The 12,976-nt window shown below is 70.6% G+C and carries 10 protein-coding genes; 4 read left to right on the top strand and 6 right to left on the bottom strand.

Annotation, left to right across the window (positions count from 1 at the left end; all coding sequences use genetic code 11):
- The first annotated feature begins 35 nt into the window (after positions 1-35).
- Positions 36-1,892 (top strand): SBBP repeat-containing protein, encoded by a 1,857-nt coding sequence (locus G4D85_RS35370; protein WP_164018507.1) that lies wholly within the window; start codon positions 36-38, stop codon positions 1,890-1,892.
- Positions 1,893-1,940: 48 nt separating this feature from the next.
- Here the strand turns inward: G4D85_RS35370 and G4D85_RS35365 are convergent, their stop codons facing one another.
- A complete protein-coding gene (locus G4D85_RS35365) occupies positions 1,941-3,362 on the bottom strand; it encodes a FlgO family outer membrane protein (protein ID WP_164018506.1) in 1,422 nt (473 codons plus the stop codon).
- Positions 3,359-4,174, bottom strand: coding sequence for a hypothetical protein (locus G4D85_RS35360; protein ID WP_164018505.1), 816 nt, complete (start codon positions 4,172-4,174; stop codon positions 3,359-3,361). Before G4D85_RS35360 ends, G4D85_RS35365 begins: the two co-directional genes overlap by 4 nt.
- A gap of 99 nt (positions 4,175-4,273) precedes the next feature.
- Here G4D85_RS35360 and G4D85_RS35355 point away from each other — a divergent pair, with 99 nt between their 5' ends.
- Together G4D85_RS35355 and G4D85_RS35350 are read left to right on the top strand one after the other, a co-directional pair.
- Positions 4,274-5,428 carry a sensor histidine kinase gene (locus G4D85_RS35355; protein WP_164018504.1) on the top strand — a complete coding sequence of 385 codons (1,155 nt, stop codon included), beginning with the start codon at positions 4,274-4,276 and terminating at the stop codon, positions 5,426-5,428.
- Positions 5,421-6,257, top strand: coding sequence for a LytR/AlgR family response regulator transcription factor (locus G4D85_RS35350; protein ID WP_240359687.1), 837 nt, complete (start codon positions 5,421-5,423; stop codon positions 6,255-6,257). Before G4D85_RS35355 ends, G4D85_RS35350 begins: the two co-directional genes overlap by 8 nt.
- A 26-nt stretch (positions 6,258-6,283) precedes the next feature.
- Here G4D85_RS35350 and G4D85_RS35345 read toward each other — a convergent pair whose 3' ends face one another.
- The gene (locus G4D85_RS35345; protein WP_164018502.1) at positions 6,284-7,204 is read right to left on the bottom strand and encodes a LysR family transcriptional regulator; all 921 of its coding nucleotides are present in this window, start codon (positions 7,202-7,204) and stop codon (positions 6,284-6,286) included.
- Between the two features lie 128 nt (positions 7,205-7,332).
- Here G4D85_RS35345 and G4D85_RS35340 point away from each other — a divergent pair, with 128 nt between their 5' ends.
- The gene (locus tag G4D85_RS35340; RefSeq protein WP_164018501.1) at positions 7,333-7,881 is read left to right on the top strand and encodes a YceI family protein; all 549 of its coding nucleotides are present in this window, start codon (positions 7,333-7,335) and stop codon (positions 7,879-7,881) included.
- A 58-nt stretch (positions 7,882-7,939) separates the two neighbouring features.
- On the opposite strand, the gene G4D85_RS35335 is transcribed toward G4D85_RS35340, so the two are convergent.
- From G4D85_RS35335 to G4D85_RS35325, 3 genes are all read right to left on the bottom strand, one after another.
- A complete protein-coding gene (locus tag G4D85_RS35335) occupies positions 7,940-10,237 on the bottom strand; it encodes a zinc-dependent metalloprotease (RefSeq protein WP_164018500.1) in 2,298 nt (765 codons plus the stop codon).
- 176 nt (positions 10,238-10,413) lie between these two features.
- Positions 10,414-12,021, bottom strand: coding sequence for a patatin-like phospholipase family protein (locus tag G4D85_RS35330; RefSeq protein ID WP_164018499.1), 1,608 nt, complete (start codon positions 12,019-12,021; stop codon positions 10,414-10,416).
- Positions 12,022-12,229: 208 nt separating this feature from the next.
- Entirely contained in the window at positions 12,230-12,841 is a 612-nt protein-coding gene (locus G4D85_RS35325) for a QsdR family transcriptional regulator (protein ID WP_205525842.1), read from the bottom strand.
- Between the last annotated feature and the right edge of the window lie 135 nt (positions 12,842-12,976).

Here is a 12,976-nt window from a genome sequence, read left to right as displayed (position 1 = left end):
TCCGTGCCTTCAACGCACGGAACCGAGGAGAGATCTTGAGAATCCAAAATCCCTTTCGAAGCATCTTCCTGTCGGGCGCGCTGCTCCTGACGACCGCGCCGGGCTGCGGCAGCGAGCAGTCCCCCCTTCCCGAGGCCGGGGAGATGCTGGGCACCCAGACCCAGGGCCTGGCCTGTGAGAACGTGGTGCCGGCCATGACGGGGCTGACCACGCCCTCGGGCCTCGTGACTCGCTCCGGTGTCTACAGCACGTCCTACGAGGCCTGGCAGGCGCTCGACAGCGGTGCCGCGACCCTGTGGATCTCCGCCGAGAACCAGACGCCGGCGTGGCTTGGCTACCAGTGGTTCAACGGGGCGAAGACGGTCCACCGCTACGCCATCAACTACGCCAACGGCTCCATCACCACACGGGCGCCCAAGCACTGGACGCTCGAGGGCTGGAACGGCTCCGGCTGGGTGGTGGTCGATACCCGGACGAACCAGGTCAACTGGGCGGGCCATGAGCGGCGCGAGTTCGCGGTCACCACGCCGGGTGCGTACACCCGCTACCGGCTGCACATCACCGACGACAACGACACGCGCGCCGGCATCGTCGTGGTGTCCCTGGGGAAGCTCGAGCTGCTCAACTGCGTCACCGCGACGTACCCGGTGACGCAGGCGACGTGGACGCGGACCACCGGTTCGCCCGCGGGCTTCACCCGCGTGCATGACATCACCGGGGACCCGGCCGGGCGCACCTACGTCACGGGCATGACGCAGCCGGGCCTGGACGGCACCCCGCTCGTCGGTCTGCTGGACGGCTTCCTCCAGGCACGGGACTGGAACGGGGCGAAGATCTGGTCCGCGCAGATTGGCGCGCCCGGCGGCATCGCGCTGGGCTACGGCGTCGCGCACAACCGGACGTGGGAGGAGATCTACGTGGCCGGCTTCGTGGACGGGTCCATCGACGGCACCCCGAGCACGGGCTACCGGGAGGCCTTCCTGATGAAGACCCGCTACACGGGCGTGCGGCAGTGGACGCGGCAGCTCGGGAACGTGGGGTCCAGCACGGAAGGGTATGCGGCCGCGGTGGACGCCGCGGACAACGTCTTCCTGGCCGGAACGGTCGAGGGCGCGCTGGATGGCACTGCCCGCATCGGTACCAGCGACGCCTTCGTGTCGAAGTACGACAGCGCGGGCAACCGGCTGTGGACGCGGCGGATGGGCGCGGCGGGCACGCGGACGCATGGACGGCGCGCCTCGGCGGACGGCGCGGGGAACGTCTACGTCTCCGGCTGGACGGATGGCGCCCTGGACGGCAACGTCCGCATGGGGACACAGGACTTCTTCGTCGTGAAGTACGACGGCGCCGGCACGAAGCTGTGGACCCGGCAGCTCGGGTCGCCGACGTCGGCCGTCTCCCTGTATGGCTCGGGGACGGATGCGGCGGGCAGCATCTACCTGACGGGCTCCAGCGCGGGCGGCCTGGACGGCAACCCGAACCCGACGGCCGGCGGAGACCCCTATGTCACGAAGTTCGACGCCTCCGGCGTCAAGCAGTGGACCCGGGAGGTCAGCGGCTCGGGCAGCGCCTGGGGCACGGGGCTCTTCATCGACGCGACCGGTGTGTACCTGACCGGCAGTGGCGCGGGTGACATCGGCAACCCCACGGGCGCGAGCGCTCCGGGCGTGCACAACTTCGTCGCGAAGTTCGACACGGCCGGCCTGCGGCAGTGGGTCGTCCAGCAGGATGCTGCGCTGCTCAACGGAGCGCACGAGGGCGTGTACAGCAACGGGGTGACGGTGGATGCCGCCGGGAACCTCTACGTCGGCGGCTTCACGAGCGGCCACTTCGACAGGAACACGGTGATGGGGGACCCCGACGGCTTCGTGACGAAGCTCCCGAAGCCGTAGCGGGCATGGGCCGCGCGGCGGGTCTTCGACGCAGGGCCCGCCGCGCCGTCACTCCTCCGCACCGGCCGGGATGCGGAGGATGGTGGCGCGGGCCAGGCTCTCCCGCTCGCCCTCGGGGTCGGCGGCGCGGAACGCGGCGAGGCGCTCGCGGGCCTCGGCGTGGCGGCGCAGCCTGACGAGCGCGAGAATCTCCGCGGTCCAGGCGTCTCGCACCACGGTGCGCTCCGCCGGGGTGGTTCCGGGCGACCAGGCATCGAGGAAGGCGCGGCAGGTGACGACGGAGACGTCATGGAACTGCCCCATCGCCGGTTCGGCGCAGTGCCTGCGGGCCAGCTCCCAGCGCAGCCGGGTGGTGGGCTCGCCACGGCCTTCGAGCCGGACGCGCTTCCGCTCCACCTCTTCCTCCAGCTTCTTCAGCGAGTCCCACATGTCCCGTCGCGCACGTTCCTCGGTGGCCACCATCGCCGCGGTGCCTCGCACCAGGGTGTCCACGGGTTGCGCCAGGGGGCTCTCCGGGAAGCGCCGGAGGAAGGCCTCGCCCGCTTCGATTTGCCTCGCGTGGCTGCCCAGGGTGCCCAGGCTCCTCACCCAGGCCCAGCCGGCCTCCTCTGCCGGGAGGCGCCCCTCGTGACGGGGAAGGTCCAGCTGGAAGATGCGCTCCGCGTGGCGCGCCAGCGAGCGCCAGCGCCCCTGCGAGTTGTAGGCGTCGAGCAGCGCCAGCGCCGCCGCCGAGCGCTCCGCCGCGGGACGGCTCAGGTCCTCGAGCACCGCGCGTTGCTCCGCGTCCCGGGAGTCGAGGAGCGGCTGCGCATGGCGCGCGTACTCCGCGAGGCGCCGCTCGAGCCGGGTCAGCTCCTCCTGGGCGTAGGTGAAGCCCGGCGACTCGGCCAGGGCCTCGCGCAGCAGCCGGGCCCGCTCGTCGTCGGAAGTGCTGGCGAGCGCGCGCCCATAGCGCTCATAGGCCCGCACCGCCGCCGGGCCGGAGGGGCGCTTCGCGGCAGCGGGAAGCGGCAGCCCCAGCAGCCGCGCCACCACTTCATCCTGCAGCGTGAAGATGCGGTCCAGGGCGCCGGTGGCCTTCGCGGTGCCGAGCACCTCTCCGGTCTCCACGGAGATGAAGCGCGCGTTGATGCGCACCTGCCTGCCCGAGCGCTGGAAGCTGCCGAGCACCAGGGTGCGCGCACCCACCATGCGGCCCACCCTCGCGGCGGTGGACTCCGAGAGCTCGCCCTGCTCCCGCGACGTCAGCTCCGCGAGCAGCGGGGCGAGCTGCTCGCGCTCCACGACCCGCAGCCGCCCGCTGGCGCGCAGGTCCGAGACGAGCGTCTCCGCCATGCCGCGCCCGAGCCAGTCCAGCTCCGGCTCGCTGTTGAGGTTGCGGAAGGGCATCACCGCGACGGGCCCCTGGGGGGGCGCTGGCGGCGCGGCGGCGGCGAGGCTCGCGAGCAGCAGCGCGAGGACGGTGCTCATGGGCGCAGCCTTCGGGGAAGCCCGGGGAGGAGCTCACGCACGCGGGCGGCGAGCAGGTCCTGCAGCAGGAAGGGACGCTGGGCGGGGGCCTCCACGCGCGCGGCGTCGAGCACCTCGCCCGTCTCCACGTGGACGAAGCGCGCGGCGGCTCGGACGATGTTGCCCTCGCGCTGGAGGCTGCCGAGGACCACGACTTCCGCGCCCGCGATGCGCCCGAGCCGGGCCCGCGTCTCCGGGTCCACGTACCGGCCATGGGAGAAGTCCAGCTCCCGGATGGGCAGGTCGACCTGCGTCCGCTCGATGATGCGCAGGCCCGGGTGCTGCCCCACGTCCGTCACCACGGCCTCGGCGAGGGCCTCCTCCAGCGACACCAGCTCCGGGTGGGCCCCGAGGCTTCGGAAGCGCAGCACGCAGACGCGCACCGGCGCCCGCGCGGCGGGGACTCCTTCCCGCGCTTCCTCCCGTGCCTCGCGGGTGGGCGCGTCACTCCGCTCCAGGGAGGAAAGCGCCGTCGTCTCGCCGGGAGCTTGCGGCTCATGCGGGGACGACATGGGCTCCTCCATCGGAGGAGGCACCGCCGGGCGCAGCAGGAAGGCCGCGACTCCGGGAAGCGCCAGCCCCGCGGCAACCATCAGGGCGGTGAGCACCGTGGAGGGACGGAAGCCGCGTCCGGCCCGGCGGCCCGCAGGTGAGGGCTCCGGGGCGTCGTCGACTTCCGCCGCGTACAGCGTGCCCCCTCGCACCCGGGATGAGGGCGTGGGTGGGGCAGGTGGGTCATCGTCGGGCTCGGAGCCCTGGGAGCGGAAGGTCACGGCGCGGCGAGAGCATAGCGCAAGGGCTGCCACGCCCTGGAGCCGCCGCGCCAGGCGGTTCATCCGCTACGCTGCGCGGCCGATGGTACGAGGGACGTCATGAGCCACGGTGGAGCCTGGAGGCTGACGAGCGTCCCGGAACGCCTTGCCCGGCGGCCCACGGCTCCGAGAATCTGGCTGCTCGGGATGGCGGCGGGCACCCTGGGCGCGCTGCCCCAGGCCCTGCGTGCGTATGCCCAGGAGCCGCACGACTTCTTCTTCAATCTGGCGCTGGAGCTGGTTCCGTACAGCGCCTGGGCGCTGCTGGGCCCGCTGGTGCTGGCCGTCTTCCAGCGCGTCCCCCTGGAAGGGCCACGGCTGGCCCGGCACCTGGGCGTGCTGCTGGTGGCGGGAGCGGGCCTCGCCTGGATTCACGTGGTGCTGCTCGCGCCCGCCATGGCCGTGCTCCTCCAGTGGAGCGCGCGGGGCGTGTCCTTCCTGGAGGGACTGAGAGACTTGCTGCTGGCGCGTGGCGCCGTGGCGTATCTGGAGTACCTGCTCTTCCTGGCCGCGTGGACGGCGCTGCGGGCGGGGCGACGGCTGCGCGAGCGCGAGCTGGCGGAGTCGCGGCTGGCGGCGCGGTTGGCGGAGTCACGCCTCCAGGCGCTGCGGGCCCAGCTGGACCCTCACTTCCTCTTCAACACGCTGAACGCCGTCACGGGGCTGGTGCGCCAGCAGCGCAACCCGGAAGCGGTGGAGGCGCTGGTGGAGCTGGGGCACCTGCTGCGCGCGAGCCTGGAGGGACGGGGAGACCACGAGGTGACGCTGGAGGAGGAGCTGGAGCTGGTGCGCCGCTACCTGGGCATCGAGCAGCTCCGGTTCGGCGACCGCCTGGAGGTACGCCTGGAGCCGGAGCCGGGGACGCTGAGGGCGCGCGTGCCCGCCCTCATCCTCCAGCCGCTGGTGGAGAACGCCATCAAGCATGGCACCGCGCGCCGGGCGACCCGGGGCCACATCCACGTCCTCGCCGAGCGTCGGGGGGACCGGCTGCGGCTGGAGGTGCGGGATGATGGACCGGGGCTCCAGTCGGGCGGGGCGGGGGGCACGGGCATCGGCGTGGCCAATACGCGCGACCGCATCCAGCAGCTCCATGGCGAAGAGTATGGCCTGACGTTGATGGACCTGCCGGAAGGTGGGGTGCTCGCGCGGGTGGAGCTGCCCTTCGTGGAGTCCCGGACGCAGCTGTCGCATGAAGAGGGGCAGGGCCGTGAGTGAGGCGAACCTGGAGCGCGGAGGCTGGCGGGTGCTGGTCGTGGACGACGAGCCCCTGGCGCGGGACAACGTGAGGCACCTGTTGGCCCGCGCGCCGGACGTCACGGCCGTGCACGAGTGCGAGGGCGGGCGCGAGGCCGTGGAGGCCATTCTCCGCGAGCGCCCGGACCTCGTTTTCCTCGACGTGCAGATGCCGGAGCTGGACGGCTTCGGCGTGCTGCGTGAGGTAGGGCCGGAGCGGATGCCGCCGGTCATCTTCGTGACGGCGTTCGACAGGTACGCGGTGCGAGCCTTCGAGGCGAACGCGCTCGACTACCTGCTCAAGCCCTTCGGAGACCGCCGCTTCCAGGAGTCACTCGAGCGGGCGCGGCGCCAGCGGGAGCAGGGGAGGGACAAGGCCATGCTGGAGCGGCTGTCCGCGCTGCTCGACTCGCACCGGGGGCGCGGGCAGGAGCCCGAGCGGGCGCCCGCTCCCTCCGGGCCTCCCGAGGGGGGCTACGTGGAGCGCATCGCGGTGAAGACGGACGGCAAGGTGCTGCTGCTGCCCGTGGAGGAGCTGGACTGGTGCGAGGCCGAGGGCAACTACGTCGTGCTGCACGCGGGGGGCCGTAGCCCCATGCTCCGGGAGACGCTGAACCGGGTGGAGCAGTTGCTGGACCCGAGCCGCTTCGTGCGCGTCCACCGCTCCACGCTCGTCAACGTGGACCGCATCCGCGAGCTGGAGCCCGACGTGGACAAGGGCTGGGTGGTGGTGCTGCGCGACGGCACGCGCCTGCGCCTGAGCCCCGGCCGGAAGGCCGTGGTGGAGGCCCTGCTGCGGCAGACGTTCTGAGGCGTCACCTGGCGCCCATGCAGGGCTCAGTCCTTGCGTGGGCGCTCGCCGCGGGGAGAAGGCCCTGGCGTGTGGACGGGCCAGCGCTCGCGCAGGAAGTCCACGAAGGCCATCACCTTGGGCACATGGTGCCGCGTGCCCGGGTAGACGGCGTGTACGGGCGTCTCCGTGGAGCTCCACTCCGGCAGGATGCGCCGCAGGCGTCCGGCGGCGATGTCCTCGGCGTAGTGGATGTCGGGGGAGAGGGCGATGCCCGCGCCCGCCAGCGACAGCGCGCGCAGCATGTCCGGCTCGTTGACGGCCATGCGCGCACGGACCTGCACGTCGACTGACTTCCCGCCGGAGTGCAGCGTCCAGACGGCTCCCTCGACAGTCGGACCGAAGACGAGGCCGTCGTGCTTCTCCAGGTCCCGGGGCGTCCTGGGCATGCCGTGCGCCTCGAGGTAGCTGGGGGCCGCCACGACGATGCGCTCGATGTTCCCGAGCCGGCGGGCGATGAGCGCCGAGTCGGCCAGCCGCCCCGCGCGAATGGCCAGGTCGAACCCCTCCTCCATCAGCGCCACCGAGCGGTCCGTGCACACCATCTCGACCTGGACCTCGGGGTAGCGCTTCAGGAACTCCCCGACGAGCGGCCCGAGGAAGCTGAAGGTGAGCGGAGTCGTCACGCGGAGCAGCCCGTGAGGGGCGGACTGCATGCGCGTGACGGCGAGCTCGGCCTCCTCCGCCTCGGCCACGATGCGGGCGCAGTGTTCGTAGTAGGCCTGCCCGACGTCCGTCAGGCGAAGCTGGCGCGTCGTGCGCTGCAGGAGCTGGGCGCCGATGCGCTCCTCGAGCTCGGACACCTTCCGGCTGACCGTGGACTTGGGCATGCGCAGCGCGCGGGCGGCGGCCGTGAAGCTGCCGGCCTGCACCACCTTGGCGAAGACGAGGAGCTCATTGAGGTCCATGGCGGTTCCTGGTGCCGGGTTTGTTCCATGGGTGGAACAGTTCTTCCAGCCGGACCCATCTAATCCGGGGGCCTGCCGGTCGCTACCTTTCACTCATCAAACAACGGCACACGAAAGGGAACACGCACATGGCCACCACGAACTGGAACATCGACACCACCCACTCCGGCATCCACTTCAGCGTCCGCCACATGGTCATCGCGAAGGTGCGGGGCAGCTTCCAGAAGTTCAGCGGGACGGTGTCGCTGGACGAGCAGGACCTCACCGCCTCCTCGGTCTCCGTCAGCATCGACACGGCGAGCCTCAACACCGGCGTGGAGCAGCGCGACGCCCACCTGCGCTCGGCGGACTTCTTCGAGGTGGAGAAGTTCCCCGCCATCACCTTCCAGAGCACGAAGGTGGAGAAGACCTCGGGCAGCGGACTGCGGGTGACGGGGACGCTGACCATCCGGGACATTACGCGCGAGGTGGTGCTCGAGGCGGAGCAGCTCGGCATCGGCAAGGACCCGTGGGGCAACGTCAAGGCGGCGTTCGAGGCGAAGACCTCGATTGACCGCGGGGACTTCGGGCTGAAGTGGAACCAGGCGCTGGAGGCGGGCGGCGTGCTCGTGGGCGAGAAGATTGAAATCGCCCTCGAGGTCCAGGCGGTCAAGGCCCAGGCCGCGCAGGCGGCATGAGGTCTCTAGGGAAACCCGCGCCGGTGGGCTGGACGCACCACCGGCGCGAGCGGCCCCGTCAGCGGTAGTAGGGCGAAACGGCCGCGGAGCTGCGAGCGATGAGGTCCTCGGTCTGCAGCCGGTCCTCGCCACCCAGCGACGGGAGCTGTGCGACGAGCGTGTCATGCGCCTCGCGCAGGGCCACGTAGGAGGCCAGGGACTGCTGGACCTTCAGGATGTCCACCATGGTGCGTCGCGCGGTGTAGCTCCGGACGCCGTCCGTGTTGAGCAGGATGGCCTTGGCGTCCGCAATCACCCGCGGCAGCAGCTCCGGCGAGTTGGGCGGATTGGCGGTGAAGGTGCCGCGGCTCTCCACCGGGTCCAGGTACAGGCGCGAGAGGGTGCGCCATGCAAGCTCGTCCGCGTGGGCGGCATACGTCGCCGGCGCGTTGGCGGGGACCTGTAGCGGCGGCCGGAGAGGGGCCAGGGCCAGGAGATACGCGTCGGCCCGTGTCTGGGCATCGCCCGCCCGCACGAACTGCAAGGGGAACTTGACGTGGAAGTCGAAGTTGCGGAGCTGCTGTGAGATGGGCCTCGAGCCGCGCATCCAGAAGTCGAGCCGCTCGTGGAACCGGGGGATGTAGAACTTCCTGAGCGGGTCATCGTAGCGGTCACTGGCGTTGCAGTACGGGTCGACCCTCGTGTCGGCGTCCGTGCAGAACGCATGGGTGGGAAGCAGCGGGGACAGTCCGTAGAGGTAGCGCACCGCCTCCACGTCATACGGCCCAGGGGCCACCATGTGGATGGCCTCCTCATCCTCGAGATAGTCCATCACCGAGGACGCGGGAGGGCTCGTGGGGCTGCCGTCGTCCAGCCGCGAGCCCATGAAGTTGTGGCGCAGGCCCAGGGTGTGGCCAATCTCGTGCAACACCACATTCGTGAGGTACGCCTCCACCTTCTGCTTCTTGGTGAGCGACGTGGTGGCTTCCGCCACCTTCGGCTGCGGGGCCGGCGTCCCCGGCTCGCGCGCCTCTTCCCGCGCCACCCACGGTGTCAGCTCGCACAGCGCGCCGCCCTGCATGCCGGCCCAGGAGAGGGGCAGGGGACGGCGTGTCGGCGGCGCGGAGACCCGCGCGGTGGCGTCGTCACCGAACTGCAAATCCGCCCACCACACCCATAGCGCGGGGACATAGATGCTGGCGCCACGAATCTCCCCCGTGTTGGGGTTGGTCCGCCACTCGGCGAAGGCGAAGGGGATGCTCTCGTCCGTGTCGAAGAGGAGGGTGTTCTTCTCGTCGTCCGCGAAGCCCGACGTGTCGTCGGCGATGACGGCCTCCAGCACCTTGTAGCCGAACACCGTGTTCCAGCCCTCGATGCCGCGCTTCACCGCGCCCACCACGTCGTAGCCCTGATAGCGCGGGTCGTTCTGCACCGTGAGGATGCTGGGGGTGATGTGCCACCGGATGGGCTGCATGCCCGGGTGGATGTTCCACTTCGCAACCACCTGCTCGGTCAGGCCCGTGTTGGGGATGAAGCGCGGCGCGCTCCGGAAGTAGTGCTCCCGAGGCGGTAGCGGAGTGGGCGTGTAGCCCGGGCTCTCCGCGTAGCGGCGCAGGGCGAGGGCGAGGGTGCCCGAGCTCCGGAATGGGTTGTTCTCCAGGTAGTCCTGGGCAAGGTCGTCGGGCACGTCCAGGTAGCCGGCGAAGACTTGCTCGAAGGCGATGCCGTCCACCAGTTGCCGGAAGCGCTGCGCGAAGCTCAGCTCCACCTGGAACCGGGCACCGCGAGCGCCGAACGTGTCTCCCATCACCCCGAAGCGGTTGAGCCCCGCGGTCGGGTCGATGAGCACGTACTGGCTGGAGCCACGAGTGCGGTTGAACGGGTGATGGTCGGTGACGACCGGATAGGCCTCCACCACCACGTCCGGGTCGAACACGTCACTCGTGACCTTGCGGTCATCCACGTCCAGGACGAAGAGCTTGCCGTTCTGCTCCTTGAAGCTCACCACCCGGGTGCCGACGACGTTCGCCGCGCCGAAGCCCACGCCTCCGGGATGTTTCTGCTTGAGGTACGCGGACAGGAACCACCGCTGGCCCAGCTCGCTGCGCCGGATGGCCAGGTAGAAGCTGGTGCCGGAGTCCGCCACCACACCGTTCAGCTTCTGCTCCGCCTGTCGTTTCTGCTCCGCGCTCACCGCGCGAGGCACGGCCACGAAGGCGCCCTCCAGCTCCAACGGCGTCGTGGTGTCAGGCGCTTCTGAGACACCGGAAGGTGGTGTGCTCGTGGGGCTGCCGCAGCCCGTGCTCAGCGCCAGGGCCACGGCCAGGGATGCGGCGCTCAGCCAGGCGCGCCGTGAGGCGAATCGACTTCTCCACATGAGGGGTTCTCCGGGTCGGGGATGCGTCCATCGCATCCCGCATCCGGACAAACGGCGCGCGCGCGCGGGCCTCTCCGCCCCATTCCCGGCCGTGCGAATACCTCACGGCGGACAACGAATCCGCCGGTTCCCGATATGCCTTTCATGGGAAGGCGTTCAGCACCGTTTCCACCCGTCTACGCCGCCACGGGGCGCCGGGCTTCAGGCTGGCGGTCGGCCTGGTTGAAGACCGCCCACTCCTGCCGCAGCCGTTGGAAGAGGCCGTGCAGCGGCTGCCCCTCTGCTTCGTATTGCCCCTGGTGGTGCTCGACGATGTGGCGCAGCAGCACGTAGCAGACGGTGGCCTCTCCGGCGGACTCCAGCATGGTGAACTGGCTGGAGTTCGTGAACCAGAGCGTGGTGGGCATCTGGCAGGCTTGCTGGGACAGGGCCACCAGGTGCGGTCCAGGCTGCAGCCACGGCTGCTCGGAGAACAGGCGGGGACGGTTCAACGTGAGCGCGTAGATGAGGTTCGACACCCGCCGGTCCTTGAAGGCGGGGTTCTCGTACACGCGCTTGTAGACCAGCCCTCGCACCCGCTTCATGAACACGCTGGAGGTCAGCGCCAGCAGCGAGGTGCCTCGCAGCACCAGCATCTGCGCGAACTCCACCACCGTGAGCTTCTGGAATGACGGCCAGGCGTTCAGGTCCAGCTGCTTCCGAAGCATCGCGTTGACGTCGTGCAGGCGGCGATGGACCCAGACCAGCGCCGCCGCAACCGCCGCGGTCAGCACGCCGGGCACCAGATACAGGAAGTAGTCCCGGGGGCCCCAGGTGCCCGCGCGCGCATCCTCGAACCCACGCCACGCCAGGATGGCCGCGGACGCCAGCGTCAGGAAGAACAGCCCCCAGCCAATCCACGAGACTCCGTTCAGCGTCACCCAGCCCCGCTTCGTCGGGTTCTCGGGGACGTTGTACATCTCGGTCTCCTCCGTGCTGACGTCCGAGATGATCAGCGTGGGCGGGGTGGGTGACTCTCCGAAGGCGAGCATCAGGCTGTCGACGCCCTGGTTGTCGTAGATGCCGCCGTCCATCAGCGGCAGCCCCCCGTTGAAGCCCGGCCCCAGCTCCTCGAGCGCGGCGCTGACCGGGAACTCCTGGGGCCAGTGGAACTGCTGCGGGAAGACCAGCGGCTCGAAGCCGCCCGGGAAGCAGGACGACGCGGCCGCCACGTCCGCCAGCCGCACATGCTGGGCCACGGAGCGCGGCAGCTTGTAGTTCTTGTTGCCCAGGAGCGCGCCCGGCTTGCTGCTTCGCCGGAAGCGGAAGTCCAGGCCGGTGTGGAACTCGGTGGTGTTGAAGATGGCCTCCTGGAGCTGCAGCCCACCCGCACCCAGGACCTCGTCGAAGCGCCGGTCCCCGAGGAAGTCGGGCCGGGCATAGACGTCCGCGGCGGAGCGGATGAGGCTGACCCAGTCATGGCTGTCGTGCTCACGGTTCGAGGTGAGCCCGGCCAGCGCCTCGCCAATCACGTTCGTCCGCTTCAGGTACGCAGAGTAGGCGTCGTAGAACTCCGGGAAGGACTTGCCGTCGACCTGGCTCACCACCCAGGCCAGCCCGGTGAGCGTGCCGCCAGACACGGTGGACAGTCCCACGACGTCGGGCAGCAGCCCCACGCCGTTCAGGAACCGCAGCGTTCCCAGGTGGAACGCCGCCGCGCGATAGCCGCCGCCGGAGAGCGACAGCGCGAGGGGGCCGAGCGGACCGTGAGGCCCGGAGGTAGGAGGCGTGGATTCAGGGCTCATGTGGGGGCTTTCAGCAACGTGCATGCCACGTTAGCAGTTGCTCCCCTCCACCTGGAGCCACGCAGGGTAGGGCGCGGTGATGCCCGGGGGCCTGCGTGCGGCTGGAACGCGGTGCTTCCCGCACGTACGCCGCGGGGCGGGTTTCAGGGTCGCACCTCCCCCCACAGGAGGCCCTCGGGCGGGCCCGCCCCAGGCGCGTCGTGTCCCGCTACTTCACCTTGCCGCCGAGCAGCACGAGGATGGCGGCGGCGGCCTGGTCGATGGCGGGCTCGCGGCCACTGATGACGTCCGCGTAGACGAACGCCTCGCCGATGCGGACGATGACGTAGGCGAGGGTGTCCACCGGCAGGGGCGGGGTGAGGTGCCCGCTCGCCACCTGCTCCTCAATCGAGGCGCGCAACAGCTCGACGTTGCGGCTCTGCACCGTGCTGCTCTTCGAGGTGAGGATCCGGAGCGCGTACTCGGGGTCGCTCTCGATGAAGCGGCGCAGCGGGGGGAAGGAGCGGATGGCCTCCATCAGCCGCTCGCTGACGCTCGCTTCGAAAGCCGCGCCACGCGCGCCAGTCGCCCTCACCTCGGCCCGCGCCCGCTCCATGAAGGGCAACTGGATGGACCAGATGATTTCCCCGAGCAGCAACTCGCGGCTGCCCACCCAGCGGAACAGCGTGGCCCGGCCCACGCCCAATTCCTTCGCGAGCGCCCCGATGTCGATGCGCTCTCCGGCCAGCCACTTCTTCCGCGCCAGCTGAAACGCGTCCAGGGGCGTGGCCTTCGTCTTCGCCCCCTTCCCCGCAAGCTCCCGCGCCAGCCGGGTCGCCACCGGAGGCGCGTGCCTCTTCCTTCCGGCGGGCTTGGGTCGAGATGACTTCATGAATCGTTAATAGCCGCCTTGACAGGAAAACTCAACGTGAGTCACTTTGGGTAAATGACTCACCCGGCTCGCGGCGCGCGGCTG

It is taken from the genome of Pyxidicoccus trucidator, from assembly GCF_010894435.1.
GTDB lineage: Bacteria > Myxococcota > Myxococcia > Myxococcales > Myxococcaceae > Myxococcus > Myxococcus trucidator.
The sequence above is the reverse complement of the archived record's forward strand: the minus strand, read 5'-3'. Positions and strand labels throughout refer to the sequence as shown.